This is a genomic window from Alicycliphilus denitrificans K601 (assembly GCF_000204645.1).
Taxonomy (GTDB): domain Bacteria; phylum Pseudomonadota; class Gammaproteobacteria; order Burkholderiales; family Burkholderiaceae_C; genus Alicycliphilus; species Alicycliphilus denitrificans.
On sequence record NC_015422.1, the window covers coordinates 1,102,934 to 1,117,969 of the forward strand.

Genomic DNA, 15,036 nt, shown 5'->3' on the forward strand with positions numbered 1-15,036 from the left:
TTCGCGCCCCGCCGTGCCGGGGCGTTTGCATGTACGCTGCACCCATGACGCGAACGCCCGAACGCCAGACCCCGTCCACCGCCCCCCGGCTGCCGCGGCTCACGCGGGCGGCGGCGCCGCTCACGCATGCGGTGCAGGCGGTGAACGAGCGGGGCGAGCGCGAGGAACTGCACATCCCCGCCGAACGCCCGCTCACCGTGTACGTGGACCGGCGTGAGCTGGTCACGCTGATGACGCTGGGCGCACACCCCGAGCTGCTGGTGCTGGGCTATCTGCGCAACCAGCGGCTGGTGGACTCGGCCGACGAGATTGAATCCGTCACCGTGGACTGGGAGGTCAATGCCGCCGCCGTGGTCACGCGGCGTGGCATCGCCCGCATCGAGGAGCGCACGGCGCGCAAGGTGGTCACCACCGGCTGCGGCCAGGGCAGCGTGTTCGGCGGGCTGATGGACGAGATGGCCGGCATCCGGCTCGCGCCCGCGCGGCTCACGCAGGCCGACCTGTACGGCATCGTCAACGCGATCCGGCTGCAGGAGTCCACCTATAAGTCCGCGGGCTCGGTGCACGGCTGCGCGCTGTTCCAGGGGCAGCGCATGCTGGTCTTCGTGGAGGACGTGGGGCGGCACAACGCCATCGACACCATCGCCGGCTGGATGTGGATGCAGCCGGACGCTTCGGCCATGCAGGGTGGCGACAAGGTGTTCTACACCACGGGGCGCCTGACCAGCGAGATGGTCATCAAGTCGGCCCAGATGGGCGTGCCCATCGTGGTCTCGCGCAGCGGCATGACGCAGATGGGGCATGCGGTGGCCAGCCGGCTCGGGCTGTGCGCCATAGGCCGGGCGACGAACCGGCGCTTCCTGTGCTACAGCGGCGCCGAGCGCCTGGTGCTGCAACCGGAGCTGGCATGATCCCCGGCCATGGCAAGTCCTTCCTCCTCCTTCATCGGCCTGGGCTGGCGCACGCTGTGGCGTGACCTGCGCGCGGGCGAGCTGCGCCTGCTCATGGTGGCCGTCACGCTGGCCGTGGCCGCGCTCACATCGGTGGGCTTCTTTGCCGACCGACTGCGCGGCGGCCTCGAACGCGACGCGCTGCAGCTGCTGGGCGGCGACGCGGTGCTGGCCAGCGACAACCCCACGCCGGCGCCGGTGGTGAAGCAGGCGCGCGCGCTGGGCCTGGCCAGCGTGACCACGCTGGGCTTTCCCACCATGGCGCGCGCGCAGGAGTCCCAGGGCGGCGCGAGCCGCCTCGTGGCGCTCAAGAGCGTGGAGCCGGGCTACCCGCTGCGCGGCCGCCTGCAGGTGAGCGACGATGCGCAGCGCCCCGGCGCGCCCACGCAGGACATCCCCGCACCCGGCGAGGCCTGGGTGGACGCGCCGCTGCTCAATGCGCTGTCGCTCGGCCTGGGCGATCCCCTGCTGCTGGGCGATACGCAGCTGCGCGTCACGCGCATCATCACGCTGGAGCCCGACCGCGGCGCCGGCTTCATGAGCTTCGCGCCGCGCGTGATGATCAACGCGCAGGACCTGCCCGCCACGGGCCTGGTGCAGCCGGCCAGCCGCATCACCTACCGCTTCGCCGTGGCGGGCCGGCCCGACGCCGTCAAGCGCTTCACCGCCTGGGCCACCGAGGCCGTCGCCGGCCCCGGCATGCGCGGCGTGCGCGTGGAGTCGCTCGACAGTGGCCGCCCCGAGATGCGCCAGACGCTGGACCGCGCGCAGAAATTCCTCAACCTCGTGGCGCTGCTGGCCGCGCTGTTGTCGGCCGTTGCCGTGGCCCTGGCCGCGCGCGGCTTCGCCAACGACCACCTGGACGCCGCCGCGCTCCTGCGCGTGCTGGGCCAGAGCCAGCACACCATCGCCGGCGCCTACGTGCTGGAGTTCCTGCTCGTGGGCCTGTGCGCCAGCGCCGTGGGCGTGCTGCTGGGCTTTGCCGTGCACCACGTGTTCGTGCTGCTGCTGGCGGGGCTCGTGGAATCGGCCCTGCCAGCGGCCAGCCTCTGGCCCGTGGCGCTGGGCGTGGGCGTGGGCCTCACGCTGATGTGCGCCTTCGGCCTGCCGCCCGTGCTGCAGCTGGCCCAGGTGCCGCCGCTGCGCGTCATGCGGCGCGATCTGGGCAGCGTGCGGCCCACCTCGCTGGCCGCGCTGGGCCTGGGGCTGGCGGGCTTCGCGGCCCTGCTGCTGGTGGTCAGCCGCGACTGGAAGCTGGGTTCGATCGCCGTGGGTGGCTTCGCCGCCGCCGTGCTGCTGTTCGCGGCGCTGGCCTGGGTGGCCGTGCGGCTGCTGCGCAAGGCCGTCAGCGAGACCATGGCGCCGCGCTGGCTGGTGCTGGCCACGCGCCAGATCGCCGCGCGCCCGGCCTATGCCGTGGTGCAGGTGGCCAGCCTGGCCGTGGGCCTGCTGGCACTGGTGCTGCTGGTGCTGCTGCGCACCGACCTCATCGCCAGCTGGCAGCGCGCCACGCCGGCCCATGCGCCCAACCGCTTCGTGATCAACATCATGCCGGACCAGGCCGACGCCTTCCGCCAGATGCTGCGGCAGGACGGCGTGGCGCAGTACGACTGGTACCCCATGTTCCGCGGCCGGCTGGTGGCCATCAACGGCCGCGCGGTGAACCTGGACGACTACCCCGACGACCGCGCCAAGGGCCTGGTGGACCGCGAGTTCAACCTCTCCAACGCGCGCGAGGCGCCCGGGCACAACCTCATCGTCGCCGGCCGCTGGACGCCGGGCGAAGAGGACGCCGTGAGCGTGGAGGAGGGCATCGCCCAGACCCTGGGCCTGAAGCTCGGCGACCGCCTGCGCTTCGACATCGGCGGCGCCGCGAGCGAGGCGCGCATCACCAGCCTGCGCCGCGTGGACTGGGGCTCCATGCGCGCCAACTTCTTCGTCATGTACCCCGTGGCGCACATGCCCGATGTGCCGCTGACCTACCTGGCCGCCTACCGCGCGCCCGAGCGGCCGGGCTTCGACAATGCTCTGGTGCACGCCTTCCCCAACGTCACCAACGTGGACATGAGCGCCACGCTGGCCCAGGTGCAGGTCGTGCTGGCGCAGGTGATAGGCGCGGTGGAGTTCCTCTTCGTCTTCACGCTGGCCGCGGGCCTGGTGGTGCTGTTCGCCGCCGTCACTGCCACGCGCGAGGAGCGCGCGCGCGAGTTCGCCATCATGCGCGCCGTGGGCGCGCGTGCCAGCCTGCTGCGCCAGGTACAGCGCGCCGAGCTCGCCGGCGTGGGGTTGCTCGCGGGCTTCCTGGCCAGCTGCGTGGCTGTGGCCGTGGGCTGGACGCTCGCGCGCTACGTGTTCGACTTCAGTTGGACGGCCCAGCCCTGGGTGCCCCTGGCCGGGGCTGCGGCTGGCGCATTGCTGGCGCTGGCCGCGGGCTGGTGGGGGCTGCGCGAGGTGCTGCGCCGCCCGGTGGTGCAGACGCTGCGCAGCGCGGCGCAGGAGTGAGCATGCAGACGGATGACACGGCAGACTGGGAACCCGACTGGTCGCAGGCGCCCGAGGGCTGGGACTGGCTGGCGCAGGACGAGGACGGGCGCTGGTACTGGTACCGCACCGAGCCCATCGTCGGCGTGGGTGGGGGCGTGTGGCGCTCCAACTCGCGCAACCAGCAGTATGCCGGCCAGGGTCGGCCCAATCCGGCCTGGGACGGGTCGCTGCGCCGCCGCCCCAATTGATTAGTTGATTTTGATAGCTGCTACCGCTTTCTGGTATTGCCTTGGAGCCCGATTTGGCTATTGAAAAAGACGATGGCACCACCCTCGCCACGGCGCTGTGCGAAGCCCTGCGCGCGGCCGAGGGCGGGCCGGTGCAGCACCTGGAGACGCATCTGTCGCACCTGCTGCTGACGCCCGCGCACGCCTACAAGCTCAAGAAGCCGCTGCACCTGCCGTTCGCCGACTTCCGCACGCTGGCCGCGCGGCGCCACTTCTGCGCCGAGGAACTGCGCCTGAACCAGCGCCTGGCACCCGCGCTGTACCTGGACATGCTGCCCGTGCTCGGCAGCGCCCGCCACCCGCGCCTGGGCACGGCGCAGGAGGCAGATGCCGCCATCGACTGGGTGCTGCGCATGCGCCGCTTTCCCGCGGGCAGCGAGCTCGACGCGCTGGTGCGCGCCGGCGCCCTGGCGCCCGCAGAGCTCGACGCCTTCGCCGAGCGCCTGGCGCGCTTCCATGCCCAGGCGCCCGGCGCGCCCACGGACAGCAACTGGGGCACGGCCGCCCGGGTGGCCAAGGCCATCGCCGACGTGCTGGACACGCTGGCCCCGCTGCTCGACGGCCCCGGGCGGGCGGGCCTGGCGGCACTGCGCGGCTGGTTCGACGCGCGCCAGCCCGCGCTGGCCGGGCACTGGGCCGCGCGCCGCGCCGCGGGCCACGTGCGCGAATGCCATGGCGACCTGCACCTGGGCAACGTGGTGCGGATTGATGGCGCGATCACGGCCTTCGACTGCCTGGAGTTCAGCCCCGCGCTGCGCTGGATCGACACGCTGGCCGACACGGGCTTTCTCACCATGGACCTGCACGCCCATGGCCGCGGCGACCTGGCCTGGCGCTTCCTCGACGCCTATCTGGCCGTATCCGGCGACTACGCCGGCCTGGCCGTGCTGCGCCCCTACGAGGTCTACCGCGCCCTGGTGCGCGCCATGGCCGCGCGGCTGCGCGCCGCCCAGGGCGCGGCCGTCGCGCTCGGGCCCGACTATCTGGCCTGCGCCGAGCGGCTGGCCGCGCCCCTCCTTTCCCCGCGCCTGCTCATCACGCACGGCCTGTCGGGCTCGGGCAAGTCCACCGTGGCCGCGGCGCTGCTGCAGCAGGGCGCCGTGCGCCTGCGCTCGGATGTGGAGCGCAAGCGCCTGCACGGCCTGGCGCCGCTGGCCGACTCCGCCGCGCAGGGCCTGGACATCTACACGCGCGAGGCCTCCGCGCGCACCTTCGGCCACCTGGCGCAGCAGGCGCGCGCCGTGCTGCAGGCCGGCTACCCGGTGATCGTGGACGCGGCCTTCCTGCGCCGCGGCGAGCGCTACGCGTTCCACGCGCTGGCGCGCGAGCTGGGCCTGCCCTTCGCCATCCTGCACTGCCACGCAGCGCTCGGGCAGCTGCGTGAGCGCCTGCGCCAGCGCCGCGCGGCCGGCACCGATCCCTCCGAGGCCGACCTGGCCGTGCTCGCGCGCCAGCAGGACCAGGCCGAGCCCCTGGCGCCCGAGGAGCAGGCGCACACGCTGGACCTGGCCACCGACCAGGACTGGGACGCGCCCGCGCTGTACCGCCGCTGGCTGGCCGTTCAAGCTTGATGTTTGTCAACACGAATGCCGCCGCCGGTGGCATGCTGGGCCTATGAACACCACAGCCCTCACCGATCCCCAACGCGAGCAACTGCGCGCCCTGCTGGAGCAGCGCAAGGCCGAACTGCTGGCCGAGCTCGGCGAAGTCCAGCGCGATACGCTGGCCGTGGCCCGCACCGCAGGCAGCGCCGAGGCCGAGCCACCCGGCAGCCCGCGCGACCAGGCCAATAGCATGGCCAGCAGCATGGTGCGCGACGCCGAGGCGGCGCGGGACCACGCCGAACTGGTGGCCGTGCGCGCCGCGCTCGCGCGCCTGGCCGACGGCAGCTATGGCGAATGCACTGATTGCGGCCAGGGCGTGGGCGTGGCCCGCCTGCTGGCCCAGCCCGCGGCGGCGCGCTGCATCGCCTGCCAGTCGAAGGCCGAGGCGCGCGGCCAGCACTGATGTGGGCCGGCGCGGGCCCGCTTCCTACAATCGCGCCCATGCCCGCACCCGATTCCGCACCACCCGCCACGCCCTTCGAATGGATGGGCGGCGAGCCCCGCATCCGCCAGCTGGTGGACCGCTTCTACGACCTCATGGACCTGGAGCCCGGCTACGCCGAGCTGCGCGCCACCCACGGCAGCACGCTGGACGACGCGCGCGACAAGCTGTTCTGGTTCCTCTGCGGCTGGCTTGGCGGGCCGGACCACTACCAGGACCGCTTTGGCCACCCGCGCCTGCGCGCGCGGCACATGCCGTTCGCCATCGGCATCCTGGAGCGCGACCAGTGGGTCACGTGCATGGACCAGGCCATGGGCGAGACGGGCGTGCCCGAGGATCTGCGCGCGCGGCTCAACCAGAGCTTCATGAATACGGCCGACTGGATGCGCAATCGCTGACGCGCATGCCATGCATCAAACCTGTTTTTCGTGAGCCTGCGCCATCGCGTCAGTCCGTGATCCACACGGTGGTGGTGCCGCCCGTGCGCGACAGCCGCATGCGGTATTGGTAGTGGTCGGGGGCGTAGTGGCCGATGAGGTACTGGATCGGGACGCCCTGTGCGTCTGCCACCACGCGGTTCACGCGCAGCAGCGGCGCGCCTGTGGCGATCTCCAGCAATTGCGCCACTTCGGGTGAGGCGTTCACGGCGATCAGTTCTTGCTCGCCCTGCGCGAAGGCGTGGCCCGTGCGCTCGATGGCTTCCAGCAGCGGCATGTCTTCCAGCATCTGCGGGTGGATGCCCTCGGCGATGGCGGCGGGCAGGTAGACCTCGGTGCACAGCAGCGGCCTGCGGTGCGACTTGCGCACGCGCACCACGCGCATGACGCGGGTGCCGGAGGCCACCTGCAGCGCCTGCGCAACGGTGCTGGTGGCCTGTACGAACTGCGCCGACACCAGCGCCGTGCGCGTACGCTGCCCAAAGCGCAGGATGTTTTCCAGGAGGCCGTTGCGGATCTTGGAGTGTTCGTCCGTGCTGGGCTGCGCGACTGGCAGCGTGCCCTGGCCGCGCAGGCGCGTGATGCTGCCTTCCTCCTGCAACCGCGCCAGCGCGGAGCGGATGGTGGTGCGCGCTACGCCGAATTCGCGCGTCAGCTCGCGCTCGCCCGGCAGCGGAATACCCACCGGATAGGTGCCGTCGCGCAGGCGCTGGCGCAAGGTCTGCGCCACCTGTTGGAACAGCGGCGGGGAATCGGGCGTGGGGGCCATCGGCAATATCTCCTGGGCAGGCCCGTGGGGTGGCCTGCCCAGGCGATTATGGGCGTGGTGGCTCGGGGCCCTGGTGATGCGCCGCTGCCCGCGTCAGTCGTAGCGCTGCCCCAGGGCCAGCAATTGCGGGGTGCCGATCACGGCGTTCAGCCCGTCGAAGTCCAGCATGCGGTCGCACCAGGGCTGTGTGGTGCCATGGGCTTGCAGGCTGGACAGGTAGCCCTGCAGCGCATGCGTGAGCGCACGCACCGTTCCGCCCGGGAAGATGACCAGGCGGTAGCCGATCTCGGCCAGGTCCTGCGCGCTGGATACGGGCGTCATGCCGCCTTCGACCATGTTGGCCATCAGTGGGCACAGGGGCCCCAGTTGGCGGTTGACCTGCTGCATCTGTTCGCGGCTGCGCACGGCCTCCACGAACAGCATGTCGGCGCCGGCCTCGGCATAGCGGGCCGCGCGCTCCAGCGCGGCGTCAAAGCCCTCCACGGCCACGGCGTCGGTGCGGGCGATGACCAGTGTGTGGGCGTGGCGGCGCGCGTCCACTGCGGCGCGGATCTTGCCGCACATCTCGCGCGTGCTGATGACGGACTTGCCTTGCAGATGCCCGCAGCGCTTGGGACTGGTCTGGTCTTCCAGCTGGATTGCCGATGCACCCGCGCGCTCCAGCAGGCGTACGGTGCGCATGACGTTCAGCGCATTGCCGAAGCCGGTGTCGGCATCGACGATCAGGGGCAGATCGACGCGCTCGCGGATGTTGGTGGTGACGTTGGCCACGTCATCCAGGCTCAGCAGGCCGATGTCGGACCGGCCAAAGCGGGTGTAGGCCACGCTTGCGCCCGACAGGTAGGCTGCGGGCAGCCCGGACTGTTCCACCAGCAGGGCGGAGAGGGCGTCGTACACGCCCGCAGCGAGGACGATGCCGGGTTCGCGTATGCGTTGGTGCAGGTTCATGGGTTCGAAGCAGTGGAGTGAAGGCGCTCGCGCGCGATGCGCTTGCGCAGATGCGGCACGAGGCCGCCATCGGCGACGAGCGCCAGCAGGTGGGGGGGAATGGGCTGGCATTGCAGTGCCTGCTGCGTGTCCGGCAGTTGCAGCCGGGCCTGCTCCAGGTCCAGGCACGCCAGTGCACCCGGCGCAATGCCCCAGGCGGGCGCTTCCATGGCGGCTGGGCCCAGCAGCAGGGGCAGGCCCAGGTTGAAGCCATTGCGGTAGAACAGCCCGGCGAACGACTGGGCGACCACGCAGCGCACGCCCAGGTGGCGCAGCACTTCCACGGCCTGCTCGCGCGACGAGCCCGCACCGAAGTTGCGGCCCGCAATGATGAGATCGCCCGCGCGCACCTCGCGCGCAAAGCATGGCTCCACGTCTTCCAGGCAGTGTTGGGCGATCACGTCGATGCCGTACTTCATGTACTTGCCAGGGGCGAGGTAGTCGGTGTTGATGTCGTCGCCAAACACCCAGCAGCGGCCGGGCGCATCGGTAGGCATGCAGGCAGCGGGTACAGCGGTGGTGCTCATGCCAGCAGCTCCCGTGGATCAGTGATGTAGCCCGTGATGGCGGATGCCGCCACGGTGTAGGGCGAGCCCAGAAACACGCGCGATGAGGCCGCGCCCATGCGTCCCGTGAAGTTGCGCGCGGTGGTGCTGATGGCGGTGGTATCGGGTGCGAACGTGTTGGCGCCATAGCCCGCGCATGCGCCGCAGGCATTGGGCAGCAGCTCGGCGCCCGCGTCCACCAGTGTTTGCAGTACACCTTCGTCGGCGGCCTGGCGCTGGTCTTGCGCGCTGGCTGGCGCCACCATGAGGCGTACGCCCACAGCCGCCTTGCGGCCGCCACGGAACACCTGAGCCGCCATGCGCAGGTCGTCCAGCTTGGCGCCCGTGCAGGCGCCGATGTAGGCAATGTCCAGCCGCTCGTGCGCGAAGGCCGTTGCGTCCTGCGCCTGCGCGGGCGAGCCGGGCGCAGACACCTGCGGTGCCAGGCTGCCTGCCTCCATGCGGTGGCGTGCCAGCAGGGGGGCGCCCTCATCGGTGCACCATTGCGTCATGTCGTGCAGCGCATCGCCGGGAACGCCGGCGGCCTGTAGCCATTGCACCGTGGTGGCATCGGGGGCGATGAGGCCCGCTTGCGCGCCCAGCTCGGTGGCCATGTTGCTCAGGGTCATGCGTTCGTTCATCGACAGGGCGCGTACGGCGTCGCCGCAAAACTCCACGGCCTCGTACTGTCCGCCGTCCATGCCAAAGCGGGTGCACATGTACAGCATCATGTCCTTGGCGCACACGCCGGAGGGGAGGCGGCCCGTCCATTCCATGGCGATGGTGTGGGGCACGCGCAGCCAGATTTCGCCGCTCACCGCCACGCCCAGCATCTCGGTGGCTCCAATGCCGAACATGTAAGCACCGAATGCGCCGCCTGTGCAGGAATGGCTGTCGCCGCCCACGGCGAACATGCCCGGCCGCAGATGGCCATGGCTGGGCGTGACCACGTGGCAGATTCCCTGTTCGTCGTAGAAATGGCGTATGCCTTGCTCGCGCACCCAGTCGCGGGCGATGCGCACGATTTGGGCGCTGCCCTCGTCGGTGGCTGGGACGTAGTGGTCCGTGACCACCACGATGCGCTCCGGATCCCACACCCGCACGCCCAGGCTGTCCAGGTGCGGCTTGAGGCGACGCGGCCCTCCGGAGTCGTGCATCATGGCCAGGTCCACCCGGCAGGTGACGATGTCGCCTGGTTGCACCTGCGGGTCACCGCAGGCACGGCCGACGAGCTTTTGGGCCAGGGTGCGCGGCGTCATTCCACCGTGGCCCCGGACTTTTTGACGATGTCGCCCCAGAACTGCACGTCCTTCTTGATGAAGTCGGCAAACTGGGCGGGCGTCATGGTGGGCACGGTGGCCGCTTCGCTTTCCATGCGCTGGCGGTACGCAGGCGCATCGATTGCCTGGCGCACGGCGGCGTAGAGCGTGTCCGTCACTTCGCGCGGTAGCTTGGCGGGGCCAAACAGGCCGAACCATGCCTCGGATCGGTAGCCAGGCACCACGCTGGCAATGGCCGGCAGGCCCGCGAACTGCGGCAGCGGCTGCAGGCTGCTCACGCCCAGGAACTTGAGGGTGCCTTGCTTGTAGTGCGGCAGCACGTTGATGGTGCTGGCGAACATCAGATCCACGGTGTCGGATGCCAGCAGGTCGCTGAGCGCGGGGCCCGTCCCCTTGTAGGGGATGTTCACGATGTCGGTCTGCGTGGCGAACTTGAACTGCTCGCTGGCCAGATGCAGCGAGGAACCCTGGCCCCCAATCGCGAAGGTGAGCTTGTTCGGGTGCTTGCGGGCGTAGTCGATCAGGCCCTTCACATCATCGAACGGCGCATTCTTGCGCGCCACCAGCACGCTGGGTACCTGCGCGACCATGGTGATGGGCGTGAAGTCCGCCACAGGGTTGAAAGGCAGGTTCTTGAACAGCGTGGCGTTGATGGTGTGGCTGGTGAAGCTCATCAGCAGCGTAGAGCCATCCGGCGCACTCTTGGCCACGTATTGCGCGGCAATGTTGCCCCCGGCGCCAGGCTTGTTCTCCACGATCACGGTGCGTTTGAGCGTGGTGCCCATGCTCTGGGCGATCACGCGCGCCAGGGTGTCGGTGGAGCCGCCGGGCGTGGCTCCCACGATGATGGTGATCGGGCGGTTGACCTGTGCGGCGGCAGGCAGCATCCACGCACCCAGCGCCATGGCCGCGCCACCCCAAAGCCAACCCTTTTTACCGAACATACCTGTCTCCTTCCATTGAATGGCTGAACGCATGCCGCAATGCTCGGCAATCGCTCGCATCCGTTCAATGGGACCAGGTGGTTTGCTGGGGTTTACGCTAGTTCGGTGCCAGCAGCACCACCAGGGCGCCCGCGCCGCCGTCGGCCGGGCGGGCCTGCACGAAAGCCAGCACTTCCTTCTTTTGCACCAGCCAGCCCTGCACGCGGCCCTTGAGCACGGGCGCCTTGCCCGGCGAGCCCAGGCCCTTGCCATGCACCACGCGCACGCAGCGCAGGCCCGTGCGGTGGGCCAGGCGGATGAATATGCCCAGCGCCTCGCGTGCTTCATCGACGCGCAGGCCGTGCAGATCCAGCTGGCGCTGGATGCTCCACTGGCCCGAGCGCAGCCTGCGCGTCACGTCCTGGCCCATGCCTGGGCGGCGAAAGCTCAACTGGTCGTCCACGTCCAGCAGCGTGCTCACGTCGAATGCGTCGCTCAGCGATTCGCGCAGCACGCGCTTCTCGTCCAGCGCGCGTTGCAGGGGCTGGGGCTCGGGCGGGACGGGCGCTGGCCAGTGGCGGTCGGGCAGGCCCTTGAGCGGCGCCACGGGGCCCACGGCGTCCCGGAACAGGTGCCGCTCGGCGCGCGCGCGGCGCTCGGCCTCGCGCCGCAGCCGGGCGCGCTCGGCCTCCTGCGCGGCGGCTTCTTGCAGGGCGCGGCGCAGGGGCTGCAGGTCGGCGAAGGATCGGGCTGTGAGGGCGGCGCTCATCTGGGGCCTGTTGTACCGCATCGCTCGTGCCCGCCGCGCAGGGGCAGGTATTCGGTGGCGATGAACTGCGTGACCTGTGCGGGGTTGAAGTTGTCGTCGCTCACGAACACCAGCACGCAGCCGCTGCCACGGGCGCCTGCCCGCAGGGGCGCGCCCCAGGCCATGCCCTCGATGTTGTCGGGCGCGATGCCCAGCGCCGACAGGTCGGCCACCAGGGTCTTGGGCGCGGGCTGGTGGTTGCCGGGCGCGATGGTGTCGAGCGCCAGCGTGTCGCTGCCTTCGCGCGTGTCGATGCGGTACAGGCGCGCCGCAAAGCCGGCGCCGGCGCTGTAGGCGCGTTCGAGCACCAGCAGATGGTGCGGCCCGTCGGCCAGGATCTCGCTGACCCCGTTCATTTGCGGGCCCGGCAGGCGGCGCGTGCGCGGCACGGCGTCGGGCTGGTAGGCGATCTGGCGCAGGGGCCGGCCGCTGGCGACGTCGATGGCCGTGATGCGCACGGGGGCGCCGCCGCTCGCGGGCGTGGCGCTCTCGCCGTCCTGGCGCCAGGGCAGCTCCATGGCCAGCCAGGCGGTGCGGCCGTCGGGGGACAGGGCCAGGCCCTCCAGCGTGCCGTTGCGGAGCGGGCCGCTCTCCGCCGTGGGCGTGAAGCCGGCGGGCAGGGGCAGGTCGCGCAGATGCGTGCCGTCCGCGCGGCTTTCGCGCAGCTGCGGGCCGAAGCCGCGGCCGAAGTCGCCCTCGCTGGCCCACAGCAGGGCCCGGGCGCCGGGCAGCCAGCGCACGGCCTCGGCGTCGGGCCGGTCCATGCCGGGCTGCGGGCGCCACCAGGGGGCGAAGGGCTGGCCGCTGGCGTGGCGCAGCGCCTGCACGCCGGTGAACTGCGGCGCGGCAAGCCCGTGCGCGCCGTACTGCAGGCGGGCGGTGTAGACGCGCGCTCCTGCATCGCTGATCAAGAGGTATTCGCCGCGCTCCTGGTCGTAGTCGATGCCCGAGAGGCCGCCGATGGTGGCGCCGCCGTATTCGGTGCCGGGGCCGAGTTCCGCCACGCCGATCAGGCGCAGGTGGGGCGCGAGCAGCGCGTCGGGCTCGGGCGGCGCCAGGGGCAGGGCGCAGCCGGCCAGCGCCAGCAGGGCGATGGAGGCCCAGCGCGCCAGGCTCACACCAGCCCCTGCTCGGCCATGGACAGCGCCGCGCCCGGCGCCACGATCACGTGGTCCAGCACGCGCACGTCCACCAGGGCCAGCGCGGCCTTCAGGGTCTGGGTCAGCGCTTCGTCGGCGCGGCTGGGCTGCACGCTGCCGCTGGGGTGGTTGTGCGCCAGCACCACGGCGGCGGCGTGGTGGTGCAGGGCGCGCAGCACCACCTCGCGCGGGTAGACGCTGGTCTGCGTGAGCGTGCCGCGGAACAGCTCCTCCATGGCGATGAGGCGGTTCTGGCCGTCGAGGAACAGCACGGCGAACACCTCGTGCGCGCGCGCCGCCAGGTGCAGCTGCAGGTAGCCCTGGACGGCGCCGGGGCTGTCGAACACCTCGCGCTCGCGCAGCTGCTGGGCCAGGGCGCGGCGCGCCAGCTCCAGCACGGCCACGAGCTCGGCGCGCTTGGCCGGCCCCAGGCCCTTGATGCGCGCCAGGTCCGCGGCGCCGGCGTGCAGCAAGCCGGCCATGCCGCCGAAGCCCCCGCCCGTGATGCGGCCGTCGTCATCGCGCACGGGCGCGCCCAGGAGCTCCTGCGCCAGCTGTAGCACGCCCTTGCCGACCATGCCCGTGCGCAGCAGGATGGCCAGCAGCTCGGCGTCGGACAGGGCGGCGGGGCCGCGCGCGAGCAGCTTCTCGCGCGGCTGGGCGTCGGCAGGCAGGTCTTTGAGGGGCATGGAGGCAGGGGCCACCCCGGGCGCAGGGCCGTGGGGGTATGCCCGGTTTTCTACAATGGCGGCAGTTTATCGAGAGCCTTCATGACCGCAGACGCCATCGCCTCCACGCCCAGCCTGCCCACGGTGCAGCAGGGATCGTTCCTCACGCTGCACTATCGCCTGGCCGGCCCGGCGGGCGACGTGATCAACACCTTCGACGAAAAGCCCGCCACGCTGTCGGTGGGCACGGGCGAGCTCTCGCCCGCGCTGGAGCAGCGCCTGATCGGCCTGGCCGAAGGCACGCGCGCCACTTTCGAGCTGGCCGCGGGCGAGGCCTTCGGCGAGCGCAACCCCGACATGCAGCAGTGGGTGGCCCGCAAGCTGCTGAGCGAGCTGGGCGACCCGGACGAGGAATACGCCGTGGGCGACGTGGTGGAGTTCCCCACGCCCGACGGCATGGGCCAGTATGCCGGCGTGGTGCTGCAGGTGAGCGACGACGGCGCCGTGCGCTTCGACTTCAACCACCCGCTGGCGGGCGTGCCCGTGACCTTCGAGGTGCAGCTCATCGGCGTGCTCTGAAAAGTATGCAAAAGCCCCAGGAAATCGTCTTGGCCGAGCCGCGCGGCTTCTGCGCAGGCGTGGACCGCGCCATCGAGATCGTCGAGCGCGCGCTGCAGAAGTTCGGCCGCCCGATCTACGTGCGCCACGAGATCGTGCACAACACCTACGTGGTGAACGACCTCAAGGCCAAGGGCGCGATTTTCATCGAGGACCTGGCCGAGGTGCCGCCCGGCGCCACGCTGATCTTCTCGGCGCACGGCGTGAGCCGCGCCGTGCAGGACGAGGCCAAGGCGCGCGGCTTCACCATCTTCGACGCCACCTGCCCGCTGGTGACCAAGGTGCACGTCGAGGTCGCCAAGCTTGCCAGGGAGGGCTACGAGTTCATCATGATCGGCCACAAGGGCCACCCCGAGGTCGAGGGCACGATGGGCCAGCTCGACAGCGGCATCCACCTCGTCGAGGACGTGGCGGACGTGGCGCGCGTCCAGCCCGCGCAGACCGAGAAGCTGGCCGTGGTCACGCAGACCACCCTGAGCGTGGACGACGCGGCCGAGATCACCACCGCCGTGCGCGCGCGCTTCCCCAACATCCGCGAGCCCAAGCAGCAGGACATCTGCTACGCCACGCAGAACCGCCAGGACGCGGTGAAGCTGCTCAGCCCCCAGGTGGACCTGGTGATCGTGGTGGGGAGCCCCACCAGCTCCAACAGCAACCGCCTGCGCGAGCTGGCAGAGCGCATGGGAACCCCAGCCTACATGGTGGACAGTGCCGAGGAGTTGCGCCACGAGTGGTTCGACGGCATCGCGCGCGTGGGTCTGACGGCCGGAGCCTCGGCGCCCGAGGTGCTGGTGCAGGCCGTGATCGCGCGCATCAAGGAGCTGGGCGCGGTCTCGGTGCGCAAGATGGCCGGCATCGAGGAGACGCTGAAGTTCCCGCTGCCCAAGGGCCTCAAGCTCCATGCCGCCGCGGGTGAGGAGCCCGCCGCGGCAGGCACGGACAAGCGGTGAGCACCGTGGCCGGACCATGCCGAAAAGCTCCTGAACCGATAGCTGCAGGCGCTTGATGGACGGGCCTCAGCGCCATATTTGGTCAATATCGCATAGCTGACGCATCGGCGGGATATGCGCGCGGCGGCGGCCAAACCCTCGCAGA

16 protein-coding genes are annotated in these 15,036 nt (G+C 71.2%); 8 read left to right on the forward strand and 8 right to left on the reverse strand.

Annotation, left to right across the window (positions count from 1 at the left end):
* The first annotated feature begins 44 nt into the window (after positions 1-44).
* From ALIDE2_RS05280 to ALIDE2_RS05305, 6 genes are read left to right on the forward strand one after another with little or no spacing between them, the layout of a single operon-like run.
* On the forward strand, positions 45-911 hold the full coding sequence (locus tag ALIDE2_RS05280; RefSeq protein ID WP_013520179.1) for a formate dehydrogenase accessory sulfurtransferase FdhD: 867 nt from the start codon (positions 45-47) through the stop codon (positions 909-911).
* A 9-nt stretch (positions 912-920) separates the two neighbouring features.
* Positions 921-3,452, forward strand: coding sequence for an ABC transporter permease (locus tag ALIDE2_RS05285; protein ID WP_013721563.1), 2,532 nt, complete (start codon positions 921-923; stop codon positions 3,450-3,452).
* 2 nt (positions 3,453-3,454) lie between these two features.
* On the forward strand, positions 3,455-3,682 hold the full coding sequence (locus tag ALIDE2_RS05290) for a hypothetical protein (protein ID WP_013520177.1): 228 nt from the start codon (positions 3,455-3,457) through the stop codon (positions 3,680-3,682).
* Between the two features lie 53 nt (positions 3,683-3,735).
* Positions 3,736-5,292 carry a bifunctional aminoglycoside phosphotransferase/ATP-binding protein gene (locus ALIDE2_RS05295; RefSeq protein ID WP_013520176.1) on the forward strand — a complete coding sequence of 519 codons (1,557 nt, stop codon included), beginning with the start codon at positions 3,736-3,738 and terminating at the stop codon, positions 5,290-5,292.
* A 43-nt stretch (positions 5,293-5,335) separates the two neighbouring features.
* Positions 5,336-5,728 carry a TraR/DksA family transcriptional regulator gene (locus tag ALIDE2_RS05300; RefSeq protein WP_013520175.1) on the forward strand — a complete coding sequence of 131 codons (393 nt, stop codon included), beginning with the start codon at positions 5,336-5,338 and terminating at the stop codon, positions 5,726-5,728.
* 38 nt (positions 5,729-5,766) lie between these two features.
* Complete coding sequence (locus tag ALIDE2_RS05305) at positions 5,767-6,165, forward strand: group II truncated hemoglobin (RefSeq protein ID WP_041700672.1); 399 nt, start codon at positions 5,767-5,769, stop codon at positions 6,163-6,165.
* Between the two features lie 49 nt (positions 6,166-6,214).
* Here the strand turns inward: ALIDE2_RS05305 and ALIDE2_RS05310 are convergent, their stop codons facing one another.
* From ALIDE2_RS05310 to radC, 8 genes are all read right to left on the reverse strand, one after another.
* Positions 6,215-6,973: a GntR family transcriptional regulator gene (locus tag ALIDE2_RS05310; protein WP_013520173.1), complete on the reverse strand. Its 759-nt coding sequence runs from the start codon at positions 6,971-6,973 to the stop codon at positions 6,215-6,217.
* 93 nt (positions 6,974-7,066) lie between these two features.
* Positions 7,067-7,921, reverse strand: coding sequence for an isocitrate lyase/PEP mutase family protein (locus ALIDE2_RS05315; RefSeq protein WP_013520172.1), 855 nt, complete (start codon positions 7,919-7,921; stop codon positions 7,067-7,069).
* On the reverse strand, positions 7,918-8,487 hold the full coding sequence (locus ALIDE2_RS05320; protein WP_013721564.1) for a LeuD/DmdB family oxidoreductase small subunit: 570 nt from the start codon (positions 8,485-8,487) through the stop codon (positions 7,918-7,920). The genes ALIDE2_RS05315 and ALIDE2_RS05320 overlap by 4 nt, the downstream gene beginning before the upstream one ends.
* Positions 8,484-9,764 (reverse strand): 3-isopropylmalate dehydratase large subunit, encoded by a 1,281-nt coding sequence (locus tag ALIDE2_RS05325; protein WP_013721565.1) that lies wholly within the window; start codon positions 9,762-9,764, stop codon positions 8,484-8,486. The genes ALIDE2_RS05320 and ALIDE2_RS05325 overlap by 4 nt, the downstream gene beginning before the upstream one ends.
* A complete protein-coding gene (locus ALIDE2_RS05330) occupies positions 9,761-10,729 on the reverse strand; it encodes a Bug family tripartite tricarboxylate transporter substrate binding protein (protein ID WP_013520169.1) in 969 nt (322 codons plus the stop codon). The genes ALIDE2_RS05325 and ALIDE2_RS05330 overlap by 4 nt, the downstream gene beginning before the upstream one ends.
* Positions 10,730-10,826: 97 nt before the next feature.
* Complete coding sequence (locus tag ALIDE2_RS05335; protein WP_013721566.1) at positions 10,827-11,477, reverse strand: Smr/MutS family protein; 651 nt, start codon at positions 11,475-11,477, stop codon at positions 10,827-10,829.
* Positions 11,474-12,634 (reverse strand): esterase-like activity of phytase family protein, encoded by a 1,161-nt coding sequence (locus ALIDE2_RS05340; RefSeq protein ID WP_013721567.1) that lies wholly within the window; start codon positions 12,632-12,634, stop codon positions 11,474-11,476. Before ALIDE2_RS05340 ends, ALIDE2_RS05335 begins: the two co-directional genes overlap by 4 nt.
* Positions 12,631-13,344: a RadC family protein gene (gene radC / locus ALIDE2_RS05345; protein WP_013520166.1), complete on the reverse strand. Its 714-nt coding sequence runs from the start codon at positions 13,342-13,344 to the stop codon at positions 12,631-12,633. The genes ALIDE2_RS05340 and radC overlap by 4 nt, the downstream gene beginning before the upstream one ends.
* An 81-nt stretch (positions 13,345-13,425) precedes the next feature.
* On the opposite strand from radC, the gene ALIDE2_RS05350 reads away from it, so the two are divergent.
* Positions 13,426-13,902 (forward strand): FKBP-type peptidyl-prolyl cis-trans isomerase, encoded by a 477-nt coding sequence (locus ALIDE2_RS05350; protein WP_013721568.1) that lies wholly within the window; start codon positions 13,426-13,428, stop codon positions 13,900-13,902.
* 5 nt (positions 13,903-13,907) lie between these two features.
* The gene (gene ispH, locus ALIDE2_RS05355; RefSeq protein WP_013721569.1) at positions 13,908-14,891 is read left to right on the forward strand and encodes a 4-hydroxy-3-methylbut-2-enyl diphosphate reductase; all 984 of its coding nucleotides are present in this window, start codon (positions 13,908-13,910) and stop codon (positions 14,889-14,891) included.
* The last annotated feature ends 145 nt before the right edge of the window (positions 14,892-15,036 follow it).

Bases quoted from the DNA above. Each gene is read 5' to 3' on its own strand.
- ALIDE2_RS05290 (WP_013520177.1), top strand. From the start codon at position 3,455: ATGCAGACGGATGACACGGCAGACTGGGAACCCGACTGGTCGCAGGCG.
- ALIDE2_RS05330 (WP_013520169.1), bottom strand. From the start codon at position 10,729: ATGTTCGGTAAAAAGGGTTGGCTTTGGGGTGGCGCGGCCATGGCGCTG.
- ispH (WP_013721569.1), top strand. From the start codon at position 13,908: ATGCAAAAGCCCCAGGAAATCGTCTTGGCCGAGCCGCGCGGCTTCTGC.
- ALIDE2_RS05350 (WP_013721568.1), top strand. From the start codon at position 13,426: ATGACCGCAGACGCCATCGCCTCCACGCCCAGCCTGCCCACGGTGCAG.
- ALIDE2_RS05305 (WP_041700672.1), top strand. From the start codon at position 5,767: ATGCCCGCACCCGATTCCGCACCACCCGCCACGCCCTTCGAATGGATG.
- ALIDE2_RS05325 (WP_013721565.1), bottom strand. From the start codon at position 9,764: ATGACGCCGCGCACCCTGGCCCAAAAGCTCGTCGGCCGTGCCTGCGGT.
- ALIDE2_RS05315 (WP_013520172.1), bottom strand. From the start codon at position 7,921: ATGAACCTGCACCAACGCATACGCGAACCCGGCATCGTCCTCGCTGCG.
- ALIDE2_RS05300 (WP_013520175.1), top strand. From the start codon at position 5,336: ATGAACACCACAGCCCTCACCGATCCCCAACGCGAGCAACTGCGCGCC.
- ALIDE2_RS05320 (WP_013721564.1), bottom strand. From the start codon at position 8,487: ATGAGCACCACCGCTGTACCCGCTGCCTGCATGCCTACCGATGCGCCC.
- ALIDE2_RS05310 (WP_013520173.1), bottom strand. From the start codon at position 6,973: ATGGCCCCCACGCCCGATTCCCCGCCGCTGTTCCAACAGGTGGCGCAG.
- ALIDE2_RS05280 (WP_013520179.1), top strand. From the start codon at position 45: ATGACGCGAACGCCCGAACGCCAGACCCCGTCCACCGCCCCCCGGCTG.
- radC (WP_013520166.1), bottom strand. From the start codon at position 13,344: ATGCCCCTCAAAGACCTGCCTGCCGACGCCCAGCCGCGCGAGAAGCTG.
- ALIDE2_RS05335 (WP_013721566.1), bottom strand. From the start codon at position 11,477: ATGAGCGCCGCCCTCACAGCCCGATCCTTCGCCGACCTGCAGCCCCTG.
- ALIDE2_RS05285 (WP_013721563.1), top strand. From the start codon at position 921: ATGGCAAGTCCTTCCTCCTCCTTCATCGGCCTGGGCTGGCGCACGCTG.